A 23,505-nucleotide genomic window follows, 5' to 3' on the forward strand; every position below is an offset into this window, starting at 1 on the left:
GGAGGAAACAGCTATGTCGCGTATCGGCAAGCTCCCCATCGCGGTTCCCGCCGGCGTGGACGTCACCATCGACGGCCGCACGGTCAAGGTCAAGGGCCCCAAGGGCGAGCTGACCCACACCGTCGTGGCACCGATCGACATCGCCAAGGGCGAAGACGGCACCCTGCAGGTGACCCGCCCCAACGACGAGCGTCAGAACAAGGCCCTGCACGGCCTGTCCCGCACGCTGGTGGCGAACATGATCACCGGCGTGACCCAGGGTTACGTGAAGAAGCTCGAGATCAGCGGTGTCGGTTACCGAGTGACCGCCAAGGGTTCCAACCTGGAGTTCGCTCTCGGTTACAGCCACCCGATCCTGGTCGAGGCGCCTGAGGGAATCTCCTTCAAGGTGGAGACCCCGACCCGTTTCCAGGTCGAGGGCATCGACAAGCAGAAGGTCGGCGAGGTTGCGGCCAACATCCGCAAGCTGCGCAAGCCTGACCCGTACAAGGCCAAGGGCGTCAAGTACGAGGGCGAAGTCATCCGCCGCAAGGTCGGAAAGGCGGGTAAGTAAGCCATGGCATACGGGCAGAAGATCCTCAAGGGCGACGCCTACAAGCGCGCCGCGATCAAGCGCCGTCACATCCGGATCCGCAAGCGGGTGTCCGGTACGGCGGAGCGCCCCCGTCTGGTCGTGACCCGCTCCAACCGCCACATCGTGGCGCAGGTGATCGACGACCTGAAGGGTCACACCCTCGCGTCGGCGTCCACGCTGGACACCTCGATCCGCGGTGGCGAGGGCGACAAGTCCACGCTGGCCAAGCAGGTCGGCGCCCTGGTCGCCGAGCGGGCCAAGGCCGCGGGCGTCGAGGCCGTCGTGTTCGACCGTGGTGGCAACCAGTACGCCGGGCGCATCGCCGCCCTGGCGGACGCCGCCCGCGAGGCCGGGCTCAAGTTCTGAGCCGCTTGTAGCTAGCGGAAAGAGAGAGGTAATCCAATGGCTGGACCCCAGCGCCGCGGAGGCGGTGCCGGTGGCGGCGAGCGGCGGGACCGGAAGGGCCGTGACGGCGGCGCTGCTGCCGCCGAGAAGACCGCGTACGTCGAGCGCGTCGTCGCGATCAACCGTGTCGCCAAGGTTGTGAAGGGTGGTCGTCGCTTCAGCTTCACCGCGCTGGTCGTGGTGGGCGACGGTGACGGCACCGTGGGTGTCGGTTACGGCAAGGCCAAGGAGGTGCCGGCCGCCATCGCCAAGGGTGTTGAGGAGGCCAAGAAGCACTTCTTCAAGGTCCCCCGTATCCAGGGCACCATCCCGCACCCGATCCAGGGTGAGAAGGCTGCCGGCGTCGTGCTGCTCAAGCCCGCGTCCCCGGGTACCGGCGTTATCGCCGGTGGTCCGGTGCGCGCCGTGCTCGAGTGCGCCGGTATCCACGACATCCTGTCGAAGTCGCTCGGCTCCGACAACGCGATCAACATCGTGCACGCCACGGTGGCGGCCCTCAAGGGTCTGCAGCGTCCGGAGGAGGTCGCGGCCCGCCGCGGTCTGCCTCTTGAGGACGTCGCTCCCGCCGCCCTGCTGCGTGCGCGTGCCGGGGCGGGTGCGTGATGGCGCAGCTCAAGATCACGCAGGTCAAGTCCTACATCGGCAGCAAGCAGAACCACCGTGACACCCTGCGCTCCCTTGGTCTCAAGGGCATCAACACGCAGGTCGTCAAGGAGGACCGCCCCGAGTTCCGCGGCATGGTGCACACCGTCCGCCACCTCGTGACGGTCGAGGAGGTCGACTGATCATGGCGGAGCAGAACCCGCTCAAGATCCACAACCTCCGTCCCGCCCCGGGCGCCAAGACCGCGAAGACCCGTGTCGGTCGTGGTGAGGCGTCGAAGGGTAAGACGGCCGGTCGTGGTACCAAGGGCACCAAGGCCCGTTACCAGGTTCCGGAGCGCTTCGAGGGTGGCCAGATGCCCCTCCACATGCGTCTCCCGAAGCTCAAGGGCTTCAAGAACCCGTTCAAGACCGAGTACCAGGTCGTGAACCTGGACAAGCTGGCCGCGCTCTACCCGCAGGGTGGAGAGGTCACCGTCCAGGACCTCGTCGACAAGGGTGCCGTTCGCAAGAACAGCCTCGTCAAGGTCCTCGGCCAGGGCGAGATCTCCGTGGCGCTGCAGGTGACGGTCGACGCCGTCTCCGGCTCCGCCAAGGAGAAGATCACCGCCGCCGGCGGTACGGTCACCGAGCTCGTCTGAGTCCCTCAGACGACGTTGCGATGACGTAGACGATCCCGACCGGGGATACCTCACAATGAGGTATCCCCGGTTGGTCGTTCCAAGGGGGGCATGGTCGCCGGTAAGGTGGCCAACACTGTTCTCATTCGTATTCGTCGAACCTCAGACCGTCACCCTTGACGCAGTTGCGCGGGGGTCGCAGGAGGCACCGTGCTCACCGCGTTCGCCCGGGCGTTCAAGACGCCCGACCTGCGCAAGAAGCTGCTCTTCACGCTGGGCATCATCGTGGCCTACCGCGTGGGTACCCACATTCCGATCCCCGGCGTCAACTACAAGGCCGTCCAGCAGTGCGTGAGCGAGGCCGGGGCCAACCAGGGCCTGTTCGGTCTCGTGAACATGTTCAGCGGCGGTGCGCTGCTGCAGATCACGGTCTTCGCGCTCGGCATCATGCCGTACATCACGGCCAGCATCATTCTGCAGCTGCTGACCGTGGTCATCCCGCGCCTCGAAGCCCTCAAGAAGGAGGGCCAGGCCGGCACCACGAAGATCACGCAGTACACCCGATACCTCACCCTCGCCCTCGCGATCCTGCAGGGCACCGGCCTCGTCGCCACCGCCCGCAGCGGCGCGCTCTTCAGCGGCTGCTCGGTGGCCACCAGCATCGTTCCGGACCAGGCGATCTTCACGACCATCACCATGGTCATCTGCATGACCGCCGGCACCACGGTGGTGATGTGGCTCGGCGAGCTGATCACCGACCGCGGCATCGGCAACGGCATGTCCATCCTGATGTTCATCTCGATCGCCGCGACGTTCCCGTCCGCGCTGTGGGCCATCAAGAAGCAGGGCACCCTGGCCGGCGGCTGGATCGAGTTCGGCACCGTGATCCTGGTCGGCCTGGTCATGGTCGCGCTCGTGGTCTTCGTCGAGCAGGCCCAGCGCCGCATCCCGGTCCAGTACGCGAAGCGGATGATCGGGCGCAGGTCCTACGGCGGTACGTCCACGTACATCCCGCTCAAGGTGAACCAGGCGGGTGTGATCCCGGTCATCTTCGCCTCGTCCCTGCTGTACATCCCGGCCCTGGTCGCCCAGTTCGCGGGCGGCAACTCGGGCTGGAAGCAGTGGGTGCAGACGAACCTCACCAAGGGTGATCACCCGGTTTACATCACCGCGTACTTCTTGCTCATCGTTTTCTTCGCGTTCTTCTACGTGGCGATCTCCTTCAACCCCGAAGAAGTCGCCGACAACATGAAGAAGTATGGTGGCTTCATCCCGGGCATCCGGGCTGGCCGACCGACCGCTGAGTACCTCTCGTACGTGCTCAACCGGATCACCTGGCCGGGTTCGCTGTATCTGGGTCTGATCGCTCTCGTACCGACAATGGCGTTGGTCGGCTTCGGAGCAAGCCAGAACTTCCCCTTCGGCGGCACCAGCATCCTCATCATCGTGGGTGTCGGTCTCGAGACGGTGAAGCAGATCGAGAGCCAGCTCCAGCAGCGCAATTACGAAGGGTTCCTCCGCTGATGCGTATCGTCCTCGTCGGGCCGCCCGGTGCCGGTAAGGGAACGCAGGCCGTCCGGCTCGCAGAGAAGCTGGCCGTCCCGCACATCTCCACGGGCGACCTGTTCCGGGCCAACATCAGTCGGCAGACCGAGCTGGGCAAGCTCGCGAAGTCCTACATGGACGCCGGCAACCTCGTGCCCGACGAGGTCACCATCGCCATGGCCAAGGACCGCATGGAGCAGCCGGACGCCGTGAACGGCTTCCTGCTCGACGGCTTCCCGCGGAACGTCGCACAGGCCGAGGCGCTGGACGAGCTGCTGCGCACCGAGCGGATGACGCTCGACGCGGTGCTCGACCTGGAGGCCCCCGAGGACGAGGTGGTCAAGCGCATCGCCGGCCGCCGGATCTGCCGCAAGGACTCCTCGCACGTCTTCCACGTGGCGTACAACGCGCCGCAGCAGGAAGGCGTCTGCGACATCTGCGGCGGCGAGCTGTACCAGCGCCCGGACGACTCCGAGGACACGGTGCGCACGCGCCTGGAGGTCTACCACACGCAGACCGAGCCCATCATCGACTACTACAAGTCGCAGGGCCTGGTCCGTACGATCTCCGCGATGGGCCCGGTGGACGAGGTCACCGAGCGCGCGCTGGAGGCGCTGAAGAGCGAGCAGGCCGAGAACCACTGAGTCCGGCCGCCTTCCGGCCGCGGTGCCCTTACGGGGGCGCCGCGGCCGTAGTGTTGTACAGGTAACCCAGCTGACGTGAGTGACGGAGAGCGCAGGCCCCCCCATGGTGCAGATCAAGACGCCCGAGCAGATCGCCAAGATGCGTGCGGCGGGCCTGGTCGTCGCCGCGATCCACGCGGCCACCCGTCAGGCCGCGGTGCCCGGCGCCTCCACGAAGGACCTGGACGAGGTCGCGCGCAAGGTGCTCGCGGAGCACGGCGCCAAGTCGAACTTCCTGGGGTACGGCGGCTTCCCCGCGACCATCTGCACCTCCGTGAACGACGTGGTCGTGCACGGCATCCCGTCCGACGAGGTCGTCCTCAAGGACGGCGACATCATCTCCATCGACTGCGGCGCGATCGTGGACGGCTGGCACGGCGACGCGGCGTACACCGCCTTCGTCGGCTCCGGCCACGCCCCCGAGCTGGTCGAGCTGTCCCGGGTGACCGAGGGCTCGATGTGGGCCGGCATCGCCGCGATGAAGCTGGGCAACCGGCTGGTCGACATCTCCCGGGCCATCGAGACGTACATTCGCCGCCAGCCGAAGCCGGGCGGCGGCCGGTACGGGATCATCGAGGACTACGGCGGCCACGGCATCGGCACCGAGATGCACATGGACCCGCATCTGCTGAACTACGTCGAGCGGCGCCGGGGCAAGGGCCCGAAGCTGGTCCCCGGCTTCTGCCTGGCCATCGAGCCCATGGTCTCCCTCGGCACCCCGCGCACCGAGGTCCTTGAGGACGACTGGACGGTCATCACCACCGACGGCACCTGGTCCTCCCACTGGGAGCACTCCGTCGCGCTGACGGAGGAGGGCCCGCTGGTGCTCACCGCGGTCGACGGCGGCAAGGCGAAGCTGGCGGAGTTCGGCATCACCATCGCTCCCGACCCCCTGGCGTAGTGAACAGAGCTCGCATAGTGGTCGCCCTGGTGGGGAAGACTCCCTCGATTCGCGTTTCGGGTTCCTCCGACGTAGACTGACTCGTCGGCTCTCGTGCACCCGCATGTCCGCATGCGCCCGTAAGGGAAAAGCAGGGGAGTCGATCAAGGTAGTCGATTCGAAGGGCGAAGCGTGGCCAAGAAGCAAGGTGCCATCGAGATCGAGGGCACTGTCGTCGAGTCTCTGCCGAACGCCATGTTCAGGGTCGAGCTCCAGAACGGCCACCAGGTCCTGGCACACATCAGCGGCAAGATGCGTATGCACTACATCCGCATTCTCCCTGACGACCGGGTCGTGGTGGAGCTGTCTCCGTACGACCTGACGCGTGGCCGGATCGTCTACCGGTACAAGTAGATCTTGCCCGCGCCCCGGGCCCGCCCGGTGCGATGGCACTGACCCGGAGAACCTCACCCCATGAAGGTCAAGCCGAGCGTCAAGAAGATCTGCGACAAGTGCAGGGTGATCCGCCGTCACGGTCGGGTCATGGTCATTTGCGAGAACCCGCGCCACAAGCAGCGCCAGGGCTGACGCACGACCACCCTCTCTGCACCTCTATCGCAGAGTCTTCGCGCGACGCGAGCTGAATTGTTCATACGCAGATCCCGAGCCGATGGGCTCGACACCCCCGGCTCGGAGGCCGGGGACCCGGTTCGTACCTGGTACGGCGGCCGGGAGCCGGTTCTGCGGAAGACCTCCGAAGATTCACCAGGAGCCATTGAATGGCACGCGTTTCCGGTGTTGACATCCCGCGCGAAAAGCGCGTGGAGGTCGCCCTCACCTACGTGTTCGGCATCGGCCGGACCCTCTCGAAGGAGACGCTGGCTGCGACCGGCGTCGACCCGAACACCCGTGTTCGTGACCTGAGCGAAGAGCAGCTGGTCGCGATCCGCGAGTACGTCGACAGCAACATCAAGACCGAGGGTGACCTTCGTCGCGAGATCCAGGCCGACATCCGCCGCAAGGTCGAGATCGGTTGCTACCAGGGTCTCCGTCACCGTCGCGGTCTGCCCGTCCGCGGTCAGCGCACCAGCACCAACGCCCGCACCCGCAAGGGCCCGCGTCGCGCCATTGCCGGCAAGAAGAAGCCGGGCAAGAAGTAGTCCGCAGCGGACCACATTCCACGGTCTTCGCTGTAGGACCGACCACCTCCCTCTAGGAGTTTGTAGATGCCCCCCAAGGGTCGTCAGGGCGCTGCCAAGAAGGTGCGCCGCAAGGAAAAGAAGAACGTCGCTCACGGCCACGCGCACATCAAGAGCACGTTCAACAACACGATCGTCTCGATCACGGACCCCTCGGGCAACGTGATCTCCTGGGCCTCCGCCGGCCACGTCGGCTTCAAGGGCTCCCGGAAGTCCACGCCGTTCGCCGCGCAGATGGCCGCCGAGTCGGCTGCCCGCCGCGCCCAGGAGCACGGCATGCGCAAGGTCGACGTGTTCGTCAAGGGCCCGGGTTCCGGTCGTGAGACCGCGATCCGCTCCCTGCAGGCCACGGGTCTTGAGGTCGGCTCCATCCAGGACGTCACCCCGACCCCGCACAACGGCTGCCGCCCGCCGAAGCGCCGCCGCGTCTGACGCGCAGCGCTCCGCTGGTTTTTTGCGGTTTCGGGCGGTACGGCCTCTGTGAGGAAGCCGTACCGCCCGTACCCTTGCAGTACTGAGTCGGGCGTCAAATAGCGGGCGCCCCTGACTGAAGGATCTCCACCATGCTGATCGCTCAGCGTCCTTCGTTGACCGAAGAGGTCGTCGACGAGTTCCGCTCCCGGTTCGTGATCGAGCCGCTGGAGCCGGGCTTCGGCTACACCCTCGGCAACTCCCTCCGCCGTACCCTCCTGTCCTCGATCCCCGGTGCCGCTGTCACCAGCATCCGGATCGACGGCGTCCTGCACGAGTTCACCACCGTGCCGGGCGTCAAGGAGGACGTCACCGACCTGATCCTCAACATCAAGCAGCTGGTCGTCTCCTCGGAGCACGACGAGCCGGTCGTGATGTACCTGCGCAAGCAGGGCCCGGGTCTGGTCACCGCCGCCGACATCGCGCCCCCGGCCGGTGTCGAGGTGCACAACCCCGACCTCGTCCTCGCCACGCTCAACGGCAAGGGCAAGCTGGAGATGGAGCTGACCGTCGAGCGCGGTCGCGGCTACGTCTCCGCGGTGCAGAACAAGCAGGTGGGCCAGGAGATCGGCCGTATCCCGGTCGACTCCATCTACTCGCCGGTTCTCAAGGTCACGTACAAGGTCGAGGCCACGCGTGTCGAGCAGCGCACCGACTTCGACAAGCTGATCGTGGACGTCGAGACCAAGCAGGCGATGCGTCCGCGTGACGCCATGGCCTCCGCCGGTAAGACCCTGGTCGAGCTGTTCGGTCTCGCGCGCGAGCTGAACATCGACGCCGAGGGCATCGACATGGGTCCGTCCCCGACGGACGCCGCGCTTGCCGCGGACCTGGCCCTGCCGATCGAGGAGCTCGAGCTCACCGTTCGGTCGTACAACTGCCTCAAGCGCGAGGGCATCCACTCCGTGGGTGAGCTCGTGGCCCGTTCCGAGGCGGACCTGCTGGACATCCGCAACTTCGGTGCGAAGTCCATCGACGAGGTCAAGGCGAAGCTGGCCGGCATGGGCCTGGCGCTCAAGGACAGCCCGCCCGGATTCGACCCGACGGCCGCCGCGGACGCCTTCGGCGCGGACGACGACGCGGACGCCGGTTTCGTCGAGACCGAGCAGTACTAGGAACTCGGGCCTCAGGGTTCGATTTCGTCTGCCGGCCGGCTGCGGCTGGTCGCGCAGTTCCCCGCGCCCCTTCGGGGCGCGGGTCTCCGACAGACAACCGTCTGCTCGGATACTGACCCCGGTACCTGACACGGCCGGGGCAGACACACAGGAGAAGAACTATGCCGAAGCCCACCAAGGGTGCCCGTCTGGGCGGCAGCGCCGCGCACGAGAAGCTGCTCCTCGCGAACCTCGCGAAGAGCCTCTTCGAGCACGGCCGCATCACCACCACCGAGGCCAAGGCCCGCCGCCTGCGCCCGTACGCCGAGCGTCTGGTCACCAAGGCGAAGAAGGGCGACCTTCACAACCGCCGTCAGGTGCTCCAGGTCATCACGGACAAGAGCATCGTGCACACGCTCTTCACCGAGATCGGCCCGCGGTACGAGAACCGTCCCGGTGGCTACACCCGCATCACCAAGATCGGTAACCGTCGTGGCGACAACGCGCCCATGGCTGTCATCGAGCTGGTCGAGGCGCTGACGGTGCAGCAGAAGGCCGTGGGCGAGGCCGAGGCCGCGACGAAGCGCTCCGCCAAGGACGCCGAAGAGGCTCAGGCCCCCGTCGAGGCTGCCGCTGAGGAGTCGAAGGACGCGTAAGCGTTCTGCCGGGGGACTGCGCGTCGGCGGCCGCGGCTGTTGTCGTGGCTGGTCGCGCAGTTCCCCGCGCCCCTTCGGGGCGCGTTTGTGGGCCCGTTCCCTTCAAGGGGCGGGCCCGCTTTTTTTGTTGCTGAGAGGATCTGTGTGTGAGTGACGAAGCGCTGCCCGGGCATGTACGTATCCGCCTCGATCTCTCCTACGACGGCACCGATTTCCACGGCTGGGCCAAGCAGGCCGGCGGGAAGCGGACCGTGCAGGGGGAGATCGAGGACGCGCTGCGCACGGTGACGCGGTCCAAGGAGACGTACGAGCTGACCGTGGCCGGGCGCACCGATGCCGGGGTGCACGCGCGCGGGCAGGTGGCGCACGTCGATCTGCCGGCCGAGCTGTGGGCGGAGCACCGTGAGAAGCTGCTCAAGCGGCTCGCCGGACGGCTCTCGAAGGATGTGCGGATCTGGCGGCTGACCGAGGCGCCGGAGGGGTTCAACGCCCGGTTCTCGGCGATCTGGCGGCGGTACGCGTACCGGGTCACCGACAACCCCGGGGGCGTGGACCCGCTGCTGCGCGGCCATGTGCTCTGGCACGACTGGCCGCTCGACGTGGAGGCCATGAACGAGGCCGCCCGGGCGCTGCTCGGCGAGCACGACTTCGCGGCGTACTGCAAGAAGCGGGAGGGCGCGACCACCATCCGCACGCTCCAGGACCTGAGCCTGGCGCGGGGCGCGGACGGGGTCGTCACGGCGACGGTTCGGGCGGACGCGTTCTGCCACAACATGGTCCGCTCGCTGATCGGCGCGCTGCTGTTCGTCGGCGACGGGCACCGGGGCCCCGAGTGGCCCGGGAAGGTGCTGGCCGCCGGGGTGCGCGACTCCGCCGTCCATGTCGTACGACCGCACGGGCTGACCCTCGAAGAGGTCGGCTACCCCGCCGACGAGCTGCTGGCCGCCCGTAACAAGGAGGCCCGCAACAAGCGCTCGCTGCCGTCGGCGGGGTGCTGCTGAGCTAGCGGTTCGCCGCCGCCGAGGCCTGGGCCTGGCCGCGGCGGTGGATCTGCTGGAAGGTGAACTCCGCCACGTCGTCGCCGGCGCGGAAGACCGCGGTGTCCTTGGTGGTGACGTTCTTGCCGTTGGTGAACCCGGCGAGGGTGAAGTAGGCGTAGCGGCCGTAGGCGTTGCGGGTCGAGCGGCAGGTCGCGCCGTCGCAGAAGGCGGCGACGCCCTTGCCGGACAGCGCGCGCACGATGCTGTGGTCGTCCGTCTGCCGCCGCGCCTTCGTGGCCTGGGCCTCGGTGTCGAACAGGGCGACGCCGACGGTGACCGCGATGTCGCCGTCGGTGTACGTGGCGCGCATCACCCGGGTGCAGCCGTCGGCGGTGAGGATCTTGGGCAGCGAGCCGCCTGCCGCCGCCGCGCAGCTGGTGGTGTCGCCGGTGGCGCCCTTCTTGTACACCGTGCCGCCCATGGTGAGCCGCGTGCCCGGGAACAGGGTGGCGGGGCTCAGCGGGGCGGTGTCCTTCTTGGCGCTGGATATGAAGACCTTCGGGTCCAGCGGCGGCGGGGCGCTGGTGGGCGCGAAGGACGGCGCGGTGGGGGAGCCGTCGGGCAGCGAGGCGCTGGGCACCTGTGTGGGGTGCCCGGAGGCGTTGTCGTGCCCGCCCGCGGAGACGACGGCGAGGGCGACCGCGGCGCCGACGGCGACCGTGGCGAGCGCTCCGCCGCCGATGAACAGCAGCTTGCGCCGCTTGCCGCGGGTCTCCGAGGCGTCCGCGAGCGCGGCCCAGTCGGGTGTCCCCTCGTCGCCGCCGCCGCTCCAGGGCTGCTGAGGCTGCTGGGGCTGCTGTGATTGCGGTTTCCAGGGATCCCACTGAGACTGGGGTCCCCCCTGCCCATAACTCATGGGGCGCATCTTAGACGCGGGGGATCACGGGGAATACCGAGCGGCGGCCCGCCGGGCGGCCTGCCTCGTTTTGACCCGTCCGGGGGCCGCCAGGTAACCTGCTTCTTCGTTGTGTATTGGCTTGCTCATTCTCACGGGACGGGCCCTTACACCGGTCCACCGGGCCGATGACCAGCGATCAGCACGCGGTTTGCGTCACCGCGGTGCGGTCGAGGCTGTCGTGATCGTTTCGGTGACCTGTTCAGGACCATTCACTCGAAGCGAAGGCTACGAACCGTGCGTACGTACAGCCCCAAGCCCGGCGATGTGACGCGCCAGTGGCACGTCATTGACGCTCAGGACGTCGTCCTGGGTCGTCTCGCCACCACTGCCGCGTCCCTGCTCCGGGGCAAGCACAAGGCGATCTACGCGCCTCACGTCGACACCGGTGACTTCGTCATCATCATCAACGCCGACAAGGTGCACCTGTCCGGCAACAAGCGGACCCAGAAGATGGCGTACCGCCACTCCGGTTACCCGGGTGGTCTGCGCGCGGTCCGCTACGACGACCTGCTGGCGAACAACCCCGAGAAGGCCGTCGAGAAGGCCGTCAAGGGCATGCTCCCCAAGAACACTCTGGGCCGTCAGATGCTCTCGAAGCTGAAGGTCTACAAGGGTGACCAGCACCCGCACGCTGCCCAGCAGCCGGTGCCGTTCGAGATCACCCAGGTCGCGCAGTAATTCCGGCCACCCCCAAAGCTGAAGAGAATCTGAGGAGAATCGTGGCCGAGACCACTGCCGAGCAGCCGCTCGAAGAGCTTGACATCGACAGCTACACCACCGAGTCCGAGGTCCCCGTCGAGGGTGAGTACACCTCGGAGTCCATGGCCTCCCGCTTCGGCGAGCCCCAGCCGGCCGCCGGCCTGGGCCGTCGCAAGAACGCCATTGCCCGCGTCCGGATCGTCCCGGGCACCGGCAAGTGGAAGATCAACGGCCGCACCCTCGAGGACTACTTCCCGAACAAGGTGCACCAGCAGGAGGTCAACGAGCCCTTCAAGGTGCTCGAGCTCGAGGGCCGTTACGACGTCGTCGCCCGCATCGCGGGTGGCGGTGTCTCCGGTCAGGCCGGTGCGCTCCGTCTCGGTGTCGCCCGTGCGCTGAACGAGGCGGACGTCGACAACAACCGTGGTGCCCTGAAGAAGGCCGGCTTCCTGCGCCGCGACGACCGCGCGGTCGAGCGGAAGAAGGCCGGTCTGAAGAAGGCCCGTAAGGCTCCGCAGTACAGCAAGCGCTAAACAGCGGGAGCTGCTGCTCGTACTCCGAACGCCCCGGCGGCACGCCACATGTGCCGTCGGGGCGTTCGTTTATCCCAGCCAAGGGCGTATAACGACACAAGACGCTCAAAGGCTTGTGTGATCGGATGGCGAGGCGCCCCCCATCGCTGTGGCGCCCGTCCGTTTACGCCATCGACGCTTCCTCAGGAGGACAAGTGGGACGACTCTTCGGCACGGACGGCGTGCGCGGTGTCGCCAACGCGGATCTGACCGCGGAGATGGCCCTTGGCCTCTCCGTGGCCGCGGCGCATGTGCTGGCCGAGGCGGGTACCTTCGCGGGCCACCGGCCGAAGGCCGTGGTCGGTCGGGACCCGCGTGCGTCCGGGGAGTTCCTGGAGGCCGCGGTGGCCGCGGGCCTGGCGAGCGCGGGCGTGGACGTCCTGCTGGTCGGCGTGCTGCCGACGCCGGCGGTGGCCCATCTCACCGGCGCGCTCGGCGCCGACCTCGGTGTGATGCTCTCCGCGAGCCACAACGCCATGCCGGACAACGGCATCAAGTTCTTCGCGCGCGGCGGTCACAAGCTCGCCGACGAGCTGGAGGACCGGATCGAGGCGGTCTACGAGTCCCACCGGCACGGCGAGCCCTGGCAGCGGCCGACGGGCGCCGGGGTGGGGCGGCTGCGGCCCTACGACGAGGGTTTCGAGCAGTACGTCGGCCATCTGCTGTCGGTGCTGCCCAACCGGCTGGACGGGCTGAAGATCGTCCTGGACGAGGCGCACGGCGCGGCCGCGGGGGTCTCGCCGGAGGCGTTCACCCGGGCCGGTGCCCAGGTCGTCACGATCGGCGCGGAGCCGGACGGACTCAACATCAACGACGGCTGCGGCTCGACCCATCTCGGGCTGCTGAAGGCGGCGGTGATCGAGCACGGCGCGGATCTCGGCATCGCGCACGACGGCGACGCCGACCGGTGCCTCGCGGTGGACCACACCGGCGAGGAGGTCGACGGCGACCAGATCCTCGCGGTGCTGGCGCTGGCGATGCGGGAGCGCGCCGCGCTGCGGGCCGACACCGTGGTGGCGACCGTGATGTCCAACCTCGGCTTCAAGCTGGCGATGGAGAAGGCCGGGATCCAGCTGATGCAGACCGCGGTCGGCGACCGGTACGTGCTGGAGGAGATGAAGCAGCACGGGTACGCGCTCGGTGGTGAGCAGTCCGGGCATGTGATCATCCTCGACCACGCGACGACGGGTGACGGGACGCTGACGGGGCTGCTGCTGGCGGCGCGGGTGGCGCAGAGCGGTCGTAGCCTGCGCGAACTGGCGTCCGTGATGGAGCGGTTGCCGCAGGTGCTGATCAATGTGCCGGACGTGGACAAGTCGCGGGTGCGGACGTCGGCCGACCTGGCCGCGGCGGTGTCCGAGGCCGAGCGGGAACTCGGGTCCACGGGGCGGGTGTTGCTGCGCCCGTCCGGGACCGAGCCGCTGGTGCGGGTCATGGTCGAGGCGGCGGACATCGAGCAGGCGCGGGCGGTCGCCGGGCGGCTCGCGGACGCGGTGAAGTCCGCGCTCGGATAGTTCCGGTAGTTCCGGTAGCTCCGGTAGTTCCGGGTTCGGGGAGGGCGGGACCGCGCGTCGCGGGCCGCGGGTGGTTCGCGGCTCGTCGCGCCCACGCGGCGGAGCCGCATGTACGCACAGCCCCGCGCCCCTAAGGGCGTTGCTGCCGCCGCTTCCAGAGGAGCTGCTGGGCCAGCAGCGTCAGGGTGCCCGCCAGGATGATGCCCAGCAGGTTCAGCAGGAGTTGGTCGGTCGAGCCCAGGGTCTGGGACATGTCGCCGTAGGCGAGGGCGACGGCCGCGTTCGCGGCGGCCGGGACCGTGGTGACCGAGATGGCCACGCCCACGAGGGCGGCGGACTTGGCGGAGGTCAGGGAGAGGGTGCCGGCCACGCCCGCGAGCAGCGCCACGATGAACGAGAAGGCGTCGGGGGCGTAGACGAACGCGGTGTTGGGGCGCCGGCCCTCCAGGGCGGAGCGGTGGAACAGGCCGGCGGCGTCCATGAAGAGGCTGAAGCCGACCGTCACCGCCATCGCCACCGCGAAGCCCACGAGCAGCGCGGTCCCCGAGCGCAGCGCCAGGCGCGGATGGCGCCGGACCATGGCCGTGCAGATGCCTGCCAGCGGGCCGAACTCCGGTCCCACGGCCATCGCGCCGACGATCAGGACGGCGTTGTCCAGCACCACTCCGCAGGCCGCGATCATCGTGGCCAGCGTGATGAAGGCGAGGTAGGTGACCGACAGGGTCGACTCCTCGTGGGTGGCCTCGGTCAGGCCCTCCCACAGCACCGCGTCCGCCCCCTCGCCCGGGGCGTCCCGCTCCGCCTTGTCGGCGCGCCGGGACAGCGAGAGGTCGATGTTCTCCACGGCGATGGAGCCGGTGTCGTCCAGGCCCAGGCGCCGGAGCCCGGCGATGAGCGCGTCGGCCGCCTCCCGCGCGACATCGCACATCACCAGGTCACCGGCCGGATCGCGGGCGGCCCCCGGTATCACCGCGAGGTGCGCGGTGCCGACCGTCGCCTCGACGAGTCGCACCACCTCGTCGGTCCGTTCGGCCGGGGACATCAGGCGCAGATGCAGCATGGCGCCTTTGTAGCAGGTGCGCCGTGCCCTACAGCTTGCGCAGGCGCAGGCGCTGGACCTTGTGGTCGGGGCCCTTGCGGACGATCAGGGTGGCGCGGCCCCGGGTCGGGGCGATGTTCTCGGTCAGGTTGGGTTTGTTGATCGTGCGCCACAGGGTGCGGGCGTAGTCCAGGGCCTCGTCCTCGGAGACCTGGGTGTACTTGCGGAAGTACGAGTCGGGGTCCTGGAAGGCCGTCTGGCGCAGCTTGCGGAAGCGGTTGAGGTACCAGCGCTCGATGTCCTCGCCGCTCGCGTCGACGTACACACTGAAGTCGAAGTAGTCGGCGAGGCCCACGCGGGTGCGGCCGTCCTTGCCGGGCAGGGCGGGCTGGAGGACGTTCAGGCCCTCCACGATCAGGATGTCGGGGCGCCGGACCGTGAGCTTCTGCTCCGGGACGATGTCGTAGATGAGGTGCGAGTAGACCGGGGCCGTCACCTCGCTCTTGCCGGCCTTGATGTCGGCGACGAAGCGGGTCAGCGCGCGGCGGTCGTAGGACTCGGGGAAGCCCTTGCGGGACATCAGGCCCCGGGCCTCCAGCTCCCTCGTCGGCAGCAGGAAGCCGTCGGTGGTGACCAGCTCCACGTGCGGATGCTCGGGCCAGCGGGACAGCAGGGCCTGGAGGAGACGGGCGACGGTGGACTTGCCGACGGCGACCGAGCCGGCGACGCCTATCACGAACGGCGTGCCGGACTGGGAGCCCTGCTCACCGAGGAAGGTGTTGAGCGCGCCTCGCAGGCCGTCGGTCGCGCCGACGTAGAGGTTCAGCAGGCGCGACAGCGGGAGGTAGATGTCGCGCACCTCGTCCAGGTCGATCACATCGCCCAGACCGCGCAGCTTCTCCACCTCCTCGGCAGTGAGCGGCAGCGGCGTCTTGTCGCGCAGCGCGCTCCACTCGGCTCGGGTGAGGTCGACGTAGGGAGTCGCCTCCGGCCTGTGCCGGTGGGCGCTCCGGGGCATCGAGGGGACCGGTGAGATCACATTCCATTGTTAACGGAGTTTGAACGGGGTGGCGGGGTGGGGTGCGTCACGCCGACGGTGGTGTGCGTCACGCGGACGTTCCCACCCCGCACCGGCCGGTGCCGCGGGCCCCGGTCAGGTGTTGATCAAGGACACCTGACGGGAGTTCTGGAGGATGCTGCCGAACTGCGGGATGGCGTTGAGGATCTCCATCCCGACCTGTCCGGGCTTGAACAGCCGGGCCCCCGCGGCGCCGATCCGGCGCGTGCCGTCCGCCGTGATGCCGGAGGGCAGCACGGTGACGGTGCCGTCGCCGTTGTCCGCCCAGGGGGTGCCGGCGATCAGATCGGCGCCGCCGTCGTGGTCGAGGTCGGTGAGCAGCACGGCCGTACCGAAGTTGCCGTCCGGGCTGCCGGGGACGCCGTGGTTGCCCTGGTAGAAGTACTGCGGCGCGGCGCTGGTGTCGACGCCCGACGTCGAGCCGTACAGCACGGTGACGGTGCCCATGTTGTAGTGCATGTTCCCCCACAGCCGCATGTTCTCCTGGGGGGCGCCGACGGCCAGGTCGAGCAGGCCGTCGCCGTTGATGTCGCCGAGGGCGACCGACTGGCCGAACTTGTCCCAGTTCTCGGAGTCGCCGGGGACGTTGCCGGACTCCTGGGTGATGGTCTGGACGCGGCTGGAGGGGCCCGAGGCGGAGCCGTAGGTGACGACGACCTTGCCGCCGATCGGGCCGTTCGCGGTGTTCCTGCCCCAGTAGACGCCGGTGACGATGTCGCCGCGGCCGTCGCCGTCGAGGTCGCCGATGGCGCCGGCGACCCCGCCGGGCATCTTCTTGGCGCTGGTGGCCGAGGGGCCGGTGGCGGTGCCGGGCACGAAGTAGTTGACGTCGTAGTACGTGCCGTCGGCGCCCTTGGTGGGGTTCAGGCCGTTGACCATCAGGTCCGCGCGGCCGTCGCCGGTGACGTCCCCGGCGGTGAGGTTGGTGATCCCGGCCTCCGGCGCGGAGCGCAGCGGCAGGGTGCGGGTGGCGAGGGCGCCGGCCTTGCCGCCGCGCGAGATGCCCTTGCGGAAGGTGTAGAGGGTGGAGCCGTTGGTGCCGACGGCCAGGTCGGTGCGGCCGTCGCCGTCGAAGTCGCCGGCGGCGAGCGAGGCGCCGAAGCGGTCGTGGGCGGCCGGGGCCGGGTCGGGGATCGTGGTGGCCGAGGCCAGGCCCTTCGGGGAGCCCCACATGATCTGCACCAGGCCGCCGTTGACGTCCGTGCCCACGTCCTCCAGCGGGGTGCCGACGGCGAGGTCGGTGTAGCCGTCGTGGTCGAAGTCGCCCGCGGTGGTCGCGGCGCCGAACAGATCGCCGTTCTCGGCCGCGCCCGGCACCCAGGGGGCGTCCTGGGTGATGGTGGTGCGCCGGTCCGCCGAGGCGCCCTGCGCCGAGCCGTAGAGGACGGTGACCGCGCCCACCCGCCACTTGCCGTTCAGCCGGGCGGCCGGGGCGGTGACGGCGAAGTCGCCGTACCCGTCGCCGTTGAAGTCGGTCAGGGGCCGCTTCGCGGCCACCGCGCCCGCGCCGGTCGTCGTGCCCGAACCGGCCGCGGTGGCGGGCCCGGTCAGCCCTACGGTCAGACCCCCGGCCAGCGTCGCGGCGACGGCCGTGGCCAGGACGGTGCGATGTCTGCGCTTCACCTGTGTGTCTCCCGTTGTTCGCTTACGGCGTTCGGCCGGTAGACCTCCGACCCGGTCGCACGGTTGTGCGGATGACCCGGATGCGCCACGAACAGGCCACGGATGTGCTCTGAACGGGCCGAGGATTTCCGAAATCGGGCACGCGGCGCCACTTTTGACGGTCGATCGGCCCGTAGGCTGCGGCTCATGTGCGGAATCGTGGGATACGTAGGGTCGCAGTCGGCACTCGATGTCGTGATGGCCGGGCTGAAGCGACTGGAGTACCGGGGATACGACTCGGCGGGCGTCGCCCTGCTGGCGGACGGCGGTCTGGCCGCCGCGAAGAAGGCCGGGAAACTGGTCAACCTGGAGAAGGAACTGGTCGAACGGCCGCTGCCGGCCGGTTCGACGGGCATCGGACACACCCGCTGGGCCACCCATGGCGGCCCCACCGACGACAACGCGCACCCGCATCTGGACAACGCGGGCCGGGTCGCCGTCGTCCACAACGGCATCATCGAGAACTTCGCGCTGCTGCGCGCCGAACTCGCCGAGCGCGGCCATGAGCTGAGCTCCGAGACGGACACCGAGGTCGTCGCGCATCTGCTGGCCGAGGAGTACTCGGCGGCCGGCGATCTCGCGGAGTCGATGCGGCTGGTGTGCCGGCGCCTGGAGGGCGCGTTCACGCTGGTCGCGGTGCACGCGGACGCCCCGGACGTGGTGGTCGGCGCGCGCCGCAACTCGCCGCTGGTGGTCGGCGTCGGCGAGGGTGAGGCGTTCCTCGCCTCCGACGTCGCCGCGTTCATCGCGCACACCCGCTCGGCGATCGAGCTGGGCCAGGACCAGGTGGTGGAGCTGCGCCGCGACGGGGTGACCGTGACCGGCTTCGACGGGCTGCCCGCCGAGGTGCACTCCTACCACGTGGACTGGGACGCCTCGGCCGCCGAGAAGGACGGCTACGACTACTTCATGCTCAAGGAGATCGCCGAGCAGCCCAAGGCGGTCGCCGACACCCTGCTCGGCCGGATCGACCCGTCCGGCTCGCTCACCCTGGACGAGCTGCGGATCACCCCCGCCGATCTGCGCCAGATCGACAAGGTCGTGATCGTGGCCTGCGGTACGGCCTTCCACGCCGGGCTGATCGCCAAGTACGCCATCGAGCACTGGACGCGGATCCCCTGCGAGGTGGAGCTGGCCAGCGAGTTCCGCTACCGGGACCCGATCCTCGGCGGCCGTTCCCTGGTGATCGCGATCTCCCAGTCGGGCGAGACCATGGACACCCTGATGGCGCTGCGGCACGCCCGCGAGCAGGGCTCCAAGGTGCTGGCGATCTGCAACACCAACGGCTCCACGATCCCGCGCGAGTCGGACGCGGTGCTGTACACGCACGCCGGGCCCGAGGTCGCGGTCGCCTCCACCAAGGCGTTCCTGACCCAGCTGGTCGCCTGCTACCTGGTCGCCCTGTACCTGTGCCAGGTGCGCGGCACCAAGTGGGGCGACGAGATCCAGGCGGTGATCAAGGACCTGTCCAAGATCTCGGACGAGGTCGAGCGCGTCCTGGAGACCATGGAGCCGGTACGGGCGCTGGCGCGCACCCTGGCCGGCAAGGACACCGTGCTCTTCCTGGGCCGGCACGTCGGCTACCCGGTCGCCCTCGAAGGCGCGCTCAAGCTCAAGGAACTCGCCTATATGCACGCCGAGGGCTTCGCGGCGGGCGAGCTGAAGCACGGGCCGATCGCGCTGGTCGAGGAGGACATGCCGGTGGTGGTCGTCGTACCGTCGCCGCGCGGCCGCTCCCTGCTGCACGACAAGATCGTCTCCAACATCCAGGAGATCCGGGCGCGCGGGGCGCGCACCATCGTGATCGCGGAGGAGGGCGACGAGGCGGTCGTCCCGTACGCCGACCACCTGATCCGCATCCCGGTCACGCCGACCCTGCTCCAGCCGGTGGTGGCCACGGTGCCGCTCCAGGTCTTCGCCTGCGAACTGGCCGCGGCCCGGGGCAACGAGGTGGACCAGCCGCGGAACCTGGCGAAGTCGGTGACCGTGGAGTGAGCCGCTGCTCCTGGTGAACCGGGAAGCCCTGGTGGACCGGGAGGCCCTGGTGGACCGGGGCCCCTAGTGGACCGAGAAGCCTCCGTCGACGCGGATCGACTGGCCCGTGACGTAGGCGGAGGCGCGGCCGGCGAGGAAGACGGCGGCGCCCGCGAAGTCCTCGGCGAGGCCGTTGCGCCCGGTCATGGTGCGCGCGGCCAGCGCCGTGACCTTCTCCGGGTCGGCGGACAGCCGCGCGTTGAGCGGGGTCATCACGAAGCCCGGCACCAGGGTGTTGCAGGTGACCCCGTACGGCGACCACGCCTCCGCTGTGAGCGGGCGAGCGACTCCAGGGCGCCCTTGGAGACGCCGTACGCGCCGCTGCTCACGAAGGCCCGGTGCGCCTGCTGGGAGCTGATGTGGATGATCCGCCCGAAGCCGCGCTCGGCCATGCCGGGCCCGAACCGCTGCCCCAGCAGGAAGGGCGCCTCCAGGTTCACGGCCATGGTGGCGTCCCAGACGTCCTCGGTCAGCTCGTCCATCGGGGGCCGCAGATTGATCCCGGCCGAGTTCACCAGGATGTCCGGCTCCCCGAACACCTCCGCCGCCGCCTCGGCCGCCGCCCGGACGCCCGCCCGGCTGCCGAGGTCCCCGGCGACCCCGGCCGCCCGGCACCCGGCCGCCGTCAACTCCTCGACGGTGGCCGCCCGTTGCTCCTCGCCCCGGGCCACGACCACCACGCTCGCCCCGGCCCGCGCCAGCGCCCCGGCGACGGCCCGGCCGATGCCGGAACTGCCCCCGGTCACCACGGCGACACGGCCGGCCAGCGAGAACAGCTCGGTGAGATAGCCCTGTTGGGGCGTGGTGCTCGTCATGCCGGAAGCGTAGAGGGGATGCGCGGGACGCCGCCCCCCTAGGGTGCTGCCCATGAGCATCATCGGAGTCGGGATCGACGTGGCGGAGATCGACCGCTTCCGGGCGTCCCTGGAGCGGACCCCGCAGCTGGCCGACCGGCTGTTCGTGGCCGCGGAGTTGCTGCTGCCCAGCGGGGAGCGGCGCGGCATCGCCTCGCTGGCGGCCCGGTTCGCGGCGAAGGAGGCGCTGGCCAAGGCGCTCGGGGCACCGCCGGGGCTGCTGTGGACGGACGCCGAGGTGTACGTCGAGGACAACGGGCGGCCGCGGCTGCGGGTGCGGGGCACGGTCGCCGCGCGCGCCGCCGAGCTGGGGGTGCGGTCCTGGCACATCTCCCTCAGCCATGACGCGGGCATCGCCTCGGCCGTGGTGGTCGCCGAGGCCTGACCGGCTCCGGTGCGGGCGGTGGGGGCCGACCGGCCGGGCCCGGGTGTGCGCGGTGGGGGTCACGGGGCAGACTCGGTGCCATGCGGAGTGCGTACAGCGTGGAGACGGTGCGGGCGGCCGAGCGGGCCCTGATGGCGCGGCTGCCCGAGGGGGCGCTGATGCAGCGGGCGGCCGCCGGACTGAGCGCCGCCTGCGCCGAACTGCTGGGCCGGGTGTACGGCAGCCGGGTGGTTCTGCTGATCGGCAGCGGCGACAACGGCGGCGACGCCCTGTACGCCGGTGCCCGGCTGGCGCGACGGGGGGCCGGAGTGACGGCCGTCCTCCTGTCGCCCGAGCGGGCGCACGCCCAGGGACTGGCCGCGCTGCGGCGGGCCGGGGGCGTGAGCGCGGTGCCCGAGGCGGCCGACGACGCGATCGGGCGGGCCGACCTCGTGGTGGACGGCATCGTCGGGATCGGCGGCACGGGCGGGCTGCGGCCCGACGCCGAGCGGCTGGTGGCGGCCGTGGCGCGGACCCGGGCCGCGGTGGTCGCGGTGGACCTGCCGAGCGGGGTCGAGGCGGACAGCGGCCAGGTGCGGGGCGCGGCCGTACGGGCGGACCTCACCGTCACCTTCGGCACGTACAAGCCCGGACTGCTGGTGGACCCGGCGCGGGAGTACGCCGGGGTGGTGCGGCTGGTCGACATCGGCCTGGAGCTGCCCGCCGAGCCCGAGCTGGAGGCGCTGCAACACGCGGACGTGGCGCGCCTGCTGCCGCGTCCGGCCGCCGAGAGCGACAAGTACCGGCGGGGCGTGGTCGGCGTCGCGGCCGGTTCCGGGCGCTACCCGGGCGCCGCGGTGCTCGCCGTCTCCGGGGCGCTGCGCGGCGGCGCGGGGGCGGTGCGCTACGTCGGCCCGGCCGCGGAGGCGGTCATCGCCCGCTTCCCCGAGACCCTGGTCTCCGACCGGGGCCCGGCCGGGGCGGGCCGGGTGCAGGCCTGGGTCACCGGTCCCGGCGCGGGCGACGACGCGGCGACCGTCGCCGAGGTGCTGGCCGCCGAGGTGCCGGTGCTGCTGGACGCGGACGGGCTGCGGCTCGCGGACCGGGACGCCGTACGAGGGCGTACCGCGCCCACCCTGATGACTCCGCACGCGGGCGAGGCCGCGGCGCTGCTCGGGGTGGCGCGCGAGGAGGTCGAGGGCGCCCGGCTGGCCGCGGCGCGCGAACTGGCGGCGGTGTACCGGGCGACGGTGCTGCTGAAGGGCTCGACCACGCTGGTCGCGGACACGGCGGGCGGCGCGGTACGGGTGAACGCCACCGGCACCCCCTGGCTGGCCACCGCGGGCAGCGGCGATGTGCTCTCCGGTCTCGGCGGCTCGCTGCTCGCCGCAGGCCTGTCCGCCCTGGACGCGGGCAGCGTCGCCGCGTATCTGCACGGACTGGCGGGCCGGTTCGCGGCGCAGGGCGCGCCGGCCGGTGCGCATGACGTGGCGGAGTGCGTGCCGGAGGCCTGGCGGGACGTGCGGGACTGAGGAGGCGGAGCGGGGGCGGAGCGGGGGCGGGGCGGGGTACGGGACGTCGTGGCACCGGCGCCGGTCAACTGCCGTACCCCTACCGCCCCCTGCGCCCGCGCGGTGGCCGTACCCGCACCGCCGCCGGGAGCCGGGCGCGCGCTCTGAGAGACTGGGGGCGCCATGACTGAGACAGCAGCTGTGCCGACCGCCCCGCTCCGTGCCCGTGCCGAGATCGATCTGGGCGCGCTGCGCGCCAATGTGCGGACCCTGCGTGCCCGCGTGGGGGACGCGGCCGTGATGGCCGTCGTCAAGGCCGACGGATACGGCCACGGCGCGCTGCCCTGCGCCCGCGCGGCCGTCGAGGCCGGGGCCACCTGGATCGGCACCGCCCTGCCCGAGGAGGCCCTCGCGCTGCGCGCGGCCGGGCTGACCCAGCGCGTCCTGTGCTGGCTGTGGGTGCCCGGGGGGCCCTGGCGGCAGGCGATCGAGGCCGACATCGACGTGTCCCTCAGCGGGATGTGGGCGCTGCGGGAGGTCACCGAGGCCGCCCGCGCCGCCGGACGGACCGCGCGCATCCAGCTCAAGGCCGACACCGGGCTCGGCCGCAACGGCTGCCAGCCCGGCGCCGACTGGGCGGAGCTGGTCGCCGCCGCGCTGCGCGCCGAGGCCGAAGGACTGGTCCGGGTCACCGGACTGTGGTCGCACTTCGCCTGCGCCGACGAGCCGGGCCACCCCTCCATCGACGCCCAGCTCACCCGCTTCCGGGAGATGGTGGCGTACGCCGAGGAGCAGGGGGTGCGCCCCGAGGTGCGGCACATCGCCAACTCGCCCGCCACGCTCACCCTTCCGGAGACCTATTTCGACCTGGTCCGTCCCGGTATCGCCATGTATGGCCTCTCGCCCAGCCCCGAGGTCGGCACCCCGGCGGACTTCGGACTGCGCCCGGTGATGACGCTCAGCACCTCGCTCGCCCTGGTCAAGCGGGTGCCGGGCGGACACGGGGTCAGTTACGGCCACCACTACGTCACCCCCGGCGACACCACCCTCGGCCTGGTCCCGATCGGCTACGGCGACGGCGTCCCGCGGCACGCCTCCGGCGCCGGGCCCGTGCTGGTCGACGGCAAGTGGCGGACGGCCGCCGGGCGGGTCGCCATGGACCAGTTCGTGGTGGACCTCGGCGGCGACGAACCGCCGGTCGGCGCCGAGGCCGTGCTCTTCGGCCCCGGCGACCGGGGCGAGCCCACCGCCGAGGACTGGGCGACGGCGTGCGGCACGATCGTGTACGAGATCGTCACGCGCATCGGAAGCAGGGTGCCGCGCGTCTATGTCGATGACGTCAACGGCGTCAACGGCGTCAACGGCGTCGACGACGTCAACAAGGACGTGCGCGGATAACCCGTCCGAGGAAAAGACCGCGACCGGCTGCCTCAAATCACGTGTAACAACGGTCACATCCGCGCACCCGGTCGCACTCGTCTCGGCGAACATCGGTACGGCACATCCGTAGG

The 23,505-nt window shown here is 70.3% G+C and carries 26 protein-coding genes and 1 pseudogene; 22 read left to right on the forward strand and 5 right to left on the reverse strand.

Annotated elements, in window-relative coordinates:
* The first annotated feature begins 13 nt into the window (after positions 1 to 13).
* The 15 genes from rplF to truA all read left to right on the forward strand — a co-directional run bounded on the left by rplF (position 14) and on the right by truA (position 9,730).
* On the forward strand, positions 14 to 553 hold the full coding sequence (gene rplF, locus ACLF5H_RS17130) for a 50S ribosomal protein L6 (protein WP_037657566.1): 540 nt from the start codon (positions 14 to 16) through the stop codon (positions 551 to 553).
* 3 nt (positions 554 to 556) lie between these two features.
* The gene (rplR, locus tag ACLF5H_RS17135; protein WP_085566121.1) at positions 557 to 940 is read left to right on the forward strand and encodes a 50S ribosomal protein L18; all 384 of its coding nucleotides are present in this window, start codon (positions 557 to 559) and stop codon (positions 938 to 940) included.
* Between the two features lie 36 nt (positions 941 to 976).
* Complete coding sequence (gene rpsE / locus ACLF5H_RS17140; RefSeq protein WP_007494753.1) at positions 977 to 1,582, forward strand: 30S ribosomal protein S5; 606 nt, start codon at positions 977 to 979, stop codon at positions 1,580 to 1,582.
* A complete protein-coding gene (rpmD, locus tag ACLF5H_RS17145; protein WP_003974250.1) occupies positions 1,582 to 1,764 on the forward strand; it encodes a 50S ribosomal protein L30 in 183 nt (60 codons plus the stop codon). The genes rpsE and rpmD overlap by 1 nt, the downstream gene beginning before the upstream one ends.
* A 2-nt stretch (positions 1,765 to 1,766) precedes the next feature.
* Positions 1,767 to 2,222, forward strand: a complete 456-nt coding sequence (gene rplO / locus ACLF5H_RS17150) for a 50S ribosomal protein L15 (protein ID WP_037657572.1) — start codon at positions 1,767 to 1,769, stop codon at positions 2,220 to 2,222.
* 189 nt (positions 2,223 to 2,411) lie between these two features.
* On the forward strand, positions 2,412 to 3,725 hold the full coding sequence (gene secY, locus ACLF5H_RS17155; protein WP_085566122.1) for a preprotein translocase subunit SecY: 1,314 nt from the start codon (positions 2,412 to 2,414) through the stop codon (positions 3,723 to 3,725).
* The gene (locus ACLF5H_RS17160) at positions 3,725 to 4,390 is read left to right on the forward strand and encodes an adenylate kinase (protein ID WP_421676911.1); all 666 of its coding nucleotides are present in this window, start codon (positions 3,725 to 3,727) and stop codon (positions 4,388 to 4,390) included. The genes secY and ACLF5H_RS17160 overlap by 1 nt, the downstream gene beginning before the upstream one ends.
* 103 nt (positions 4,391 to 4,493) lie before the next feature.
* The gene (map, locus tag ACLF5H_RS17165) at positions 4,494 to 5,330 is read left to right on the forward strand and encodes a type I methionyl aminopeptidase (RefSeq protein WP_421676912.1); all 837 of its coding nucleotides are present in this window, start codon (positions 4,494 to 4,496) and stop codon (positions 5,328 to 5,330) included.
* 171 nt (positions 5,331 to 5,501) lie between these two features.
* The gene (gene infA / locus ACLF5H_RS17170; RefSeq protein WP_004927214.1) at positions 5,502 to 5,723 is read left to right on the forward strand and encodes a translation initiation factor IF-1; all 222 of its coding nucleotides are present in this window, start codon (positions 5,502 to 5,504) and stop codon (positions 5,721 to 5,723) included.
* A gap of 60 nt (positions 5,724 to 5,783) precedes the next feature.
* A complete protein-coding gene (rpmJ, locus tag ACLF5H_RS17175; protein WP_003998809.1) occupies positions 5,784 to 5,897 on the forward strand; it encodes a 50S ribosomal protein L36 in 114 nt (37 codons plus the stop codon).
* Positions 5,898 to 6,088: 191 nt separating this feature from the next.
* On the forward strand, positions 6,089 to 6,469 hold the full coding sequence (rpsM, locus tag ACLF5H_RS17180) for a 30S ribosomal protein S13 (protein ID WP_037657579.1): 381 nt from the start codon (positions 6,089 to 6,091) through the stop codon (positions 6,467 to 6,469).
* A gap of 66 nt (positions 6,470 to 6,535) precedes the next feature.
* The gene (gene rpsK, locus ACLF5H_RS17185; protein ID WP_003956432.1) at positions 6,536 to 6,940 is read left to right on the forward strand and encodes a 30S ribosomal protein S11; all 405 of its coding nucleotides are present in this window, start codon (positions 6,536 to 6,538) and stop codon (positions 6,938 to 6,940) included.
* Positions 6,941 to 7,071: 131 nt separating this feature from the next.
* A complete protein-coding gene (locus ACLF5H_RS17190) occupies positions 7,072 to 8,094 on the forward strand; it encodes a DNA-directed RNA polymerase subunit alpha (RefSeq protein WP_003966937.1) in 1,023 nt (340 codons plus the stop codon).
* A 161-nt stretch (positions 8,095 to 8,255) separates the two neighbouring features.
* Positions 8,256 to 8,729: a 50S ribosomal protein L17 gene (gene rplQ, locus ACLF5H_RS17195; protein WP_037657581.1), complete on the forward strand. Its 474-nt coding sequence runs from the start codon at positions 8,256 to 8,258 to the stop codon at positions 8,727 to 8,729.
* A 146-nt stretch (positions 8,730 to 8,875) separates the two neighbouring features.
* Positions 8,876 to 9,730 carry a tRNA pseudouridine(38-40) synthase TruA gene (gene truA, locus ACLF5H_RS17200; RefSeq protein WP_421676913.1) on the forward strand — a complete coding sequence of 285 codons (855 nt, stop codon included), beginning with the start codon at positions 8,876 to 8,878 and terminating at the stop codon, positions 9,728 to 9,730.
* 1 nt (position 9,731) lies between these two features.
* On the opposite strand, the gene ACLF5H_RS17205 is transcribed toward truA, so the two are convergent.
* A complete protein-coding gene (locus tag ACLF5H_RS17205) occupies positions 9,732 to 10,625 on the reverse strand; it encodes a hypothetical protein (protein ID WP_421676914.1) in 894 nt (297 codons plus the stop codon).
* Positions 10,626 to 10,901: 276 nt separating this feature from the next.
* Here ACLF5H_RS17205 and rplM point away from each other — a divergent pair, with 276 nt between their 5' ends.
* From rplM to glmM, 3 genes are all read left to right on the forward strand, one after another.
* Entirely contained in the window at positions 10,902 to 11,345 is a 444-nt protein-coding gene (rplM, locus tag ACLF5H_RS17210) for a 50S ribosomal protein L13 (protein ID WP_037657589.1), read from the forward strand.
* Positions 11,346 to 11,386: 41 nt separating this feature from the next.
* Positions 11,387 to 11,899 carry a 30S ribosomal protein S9 gene (gene rpsI / locus ACLF5H_RS17215; protein ID WP_148026541.1) on the forward strand — a complete coding sequence of 171 codons (513 nt, stop codon included), beginning with the start codon at positions 11,387 to 11,389 and terminating at the stop codon, positions 11,897 to 11,899.
* Between the two features lie 194 nt (positions 11,900 to 12,093).
* Complete coding sequence (gene glmM / locus ACLF5H_RS17220; protein WP_421676915.1) at positions 12,094 to 13,452, forward strand: phosphoglucosamine mutase; 1,359 nt, start codon at positions 12,094 to 12,096, stop codon at positions 13,450 to 13,452.
* Positions 13,453 to 13,582: 130 nt separating this feature from the next.
* Here the strand turns inward: glmM and ACLF5H_RS17225 are convergent, their stop codons facing one another.
* The 3 genes from ACLF5H_RS17225 to ACLF5H_RS17235 form a co-directional block, all read right to left on the reverse strand.
* Positions 13,583 to 14,512, reverse strand: a complete 930-nt coding sequence (locus ACLF5H_RS17225; RefSeq protein ID WP_421676916.1) for a DUF389 domain-containing protein — start codon at positions 14,510 to 14,512, stop codon at positions 13,583 to 13,585.
* A 28-nt stretch (positions 14,513 to 14,540) separates the two neighbouring features.
* On the reverse strand, positions 14,541 to 15,509 hold the full coding sequence (coaA, locus tag ACLF5H_RS17230) for a type I pantothenate kinase (RefSeq protein ID WP_421676945.1): 969 nt from the start codon (positions 15,507 to 15,509) through the stop codon (positions 14,541 to 14,543).
* A gap of 135 nt (positions 15,510 to 15,644) precedes the next feature.
* A complete protein-coding gene (locus ACLF5H_RS17235; protein ID WP_421676917.1) occupies positions 15,645 to 17,192 on the reverse strand; it encodes an FG-GAP-like repeat-containing protein in 1,548 nt (515 codons plus the stop codon).
* Positions 17,193 to 17,378: 186 nt separating this feature from the next.
* On the opposite strand from ACLF5H_RS17235, the gene glmS reads away from it, so the two are divergent.
* Positions 17,379 to 19,226 (forward strand): glutamine--fructose-6-phosphate transaminase (isomerizing), encoded by a 1,848-nt coding sequence (gene glmS, locus ACLF5H_RS17240; RefSeq protein ID WP_421676918.1) that lies wholly within the window; start codon positions 17,379 to 17,381, stop codon positions 19,224 to 19,226.
* 63 nt (positions 19,227 to 19,289) lie between these two features.
* On the opposite strand, the pseudogene ACLF5H_RS17245 reads toward glmS, so the two are convergent.
* A pseudogene (locus ACLF5H_RS17245) lies at positions 19,290 to 20,080 on the reverse strand (SDR family NAD(P)-dependent oxidoreductase).
* A 52-nt stretch (positions 20,081 to 20,132) separates the two neighbouring features.
* On the opposite strand from ACLF5H_RS17245, the gene ACLF5H_RS17250 reads away from it, so the two are divergent.
* The 3 genes from ACLF5H_RS17250 to alr all read left to right on the forward strand — a co-directional run bounded on the left by ACLF5H_RS17250 (position 20,133) and on the right by alr (position 23,392).
* On the forward strand, positions 20,133 to 20,504 hold the full coding sequence (locus ACLF5H_RS17250; protein WP_421676919.1) for a holo-ACP synthase: 372 nt from the start codon (positions 20,133 to 20,135) through the stop codon (positions 20,502 to 20,504).
* A gap of 80 nt (positions 20,505 to 20,584) precedes the next feature.
* Entirely contained in the window at positions 20,585 to 22,015 is a 1,431-nt protein-coding gene (locus tag ACLF5H_RS17255; protein ID WP_421676920.1) for an NAD(P)H-hydrate dehydratase, read from the forward strand.
* Between the two features lie 162 nt (positions 22,016 to 22,177).
* Entirely contained in the window at positions 22,178 to 23,392 is a 1,215-nt protein-coding gene (alr, locus tag ACLF5H_RS17260) for an alanine racemase (RefSeq protein WP_421676921.1), read from the forward strand.
* Positions 23,393 to 23,505: the final 113 nt, after the last annotated feature.

The sequence above is a fragment of the Streptomyces sp. LaBMicrA B280 genome (assembly GCF_049222185.1).
Classification (GTDB): domain Bacteria; phylum Actinomycetota; class Actinomycetes; order Streptomycetales; family Streptomycetaceae; genus Streptomyces; species Streptomyces murinus.

Coding starts and splice junctions, on each gene's coding strand:
- ACLF5H_RS17160 (WP_421676911.1), top strand. CDS start 3,725: ATGCGTATCGTCCTCGTCGGGCCGCCCGGTGCCGGTAAGGGAACGCAG.
- ACLF5H_RS17225 (WP_421676916.1), bottom strand. CDS start 14,512: ATGCTGCATCTGCGCCTGATGTCCCCGGCCGAACGGACCGACGAGGTG.
- glmS (WP_421676918.1), top strand. CDS start 17,379: ATGTGCGGAATCGTGGGATACGTAGGGTCGCAGTCGGCACTCGATGTC.
- ACLF5H_RS17255 (WP_421676920.1), top strand. CDS start 20,585: ATGCGGAGTGCGTACAGCGTGGAGACGGTGCGGGCGGCCGAGCGGGCC.
- rplF (WP_037657566.1), top strand. CDS start 14: ATGTCGCGTATCGGCAAGCTCCCCATCGCGGTTCCCGCCGGCGTGGAC.
- alr (WP_421676921.1), top strand. CDS start 22,178: ATGACTGAGACAGCAGCTGTGCCGACCGCCCCGCTCCGTGCCCGTGCC.
- map (WP_421676912.1), top strand. CDS start 4,494: ATGGTGCAGATCAAGACGCCCGAGCAGATCGCCAAGATGCGTGCGGCG.
- rpsM (WP_037657579.1), top strand. CDS start 6,089: ATGGCACGCGTTTCCGGTGTTGACATCCCGCGCGAAAAGCGCGTGGAG.
- rpmD (WP_003974250.1), top strand. CDS start 1,582: ATGGCGCAGCTCAAGATCACGCAGGTCAAGTCCTACATCGGCAGCAAG.
- rplR (WP_085566121.1), top strand. CDS start 557: ATGGCATACGGGCAGAAGATCCTCAAGGGCGACGCCTACAAGCGCGCC.
- coaA (WP_421676945.1), bottom strand. CDS start 15,509: ATGCCCCGGAGCGCCCACCGGCACAGGCCGGAGGCGACTCCCTACGTC.
- rpmJ (WP_003998809.1), top strand. CDS start 5,784: ATGAAGGTCAAGCCGAGCGTCAAGAAGATCTGCGACAAGTGCAGGGTG.
- ACLF5H_RS17250 (WP_421676919.1), top strand. CDS start 20,133: ATGAGCATCATCGGAGTCGGGATCGACGTGGCGGAGATCGACCGCTTC.
- rpsK (WP_003956432.1), top strand. CDS start 6,536: ATGCCCCCCAAGGGTCGTCAGGGCGCTGCCAAGAAGGTGCGCCGCAAG.
- ACLF5H_RS17190 (WP_003966937.1), top strand. CDS start 7,072: ATGCTGATCGCTCAGCGTCCTTCGTTGACCGAAGAGGTCGTCGACGAG.
- rplO (WP_037657572.1), top strand. CDS start 1,767: ATGGCGGAGCAGAACCCGCTCAAGATCCACAACCTCCGTCCCGCCCCG.
- rplQ (WP_037657581.1), top strand. CDS start 8,256: ATGCCGAAGCCCACCAAGGGTGCCCGTCTGGGCGGCAGCGCCGCGCAC.
- ACLF5H_RS17205 (WP_421676914.1), bottom strand. CDS start 10,625: ATGAGTTATGGGCAGGGGGGACCCCAGTCTCAGTGGGATCCCTGGAAA.
- rpsE (WP_007494753.1), top strand. CDS start 977: ATGGCTGGACCCCAGCGCCGCGGAGGCGGTGCCGGTGGCGGCGAGCGG.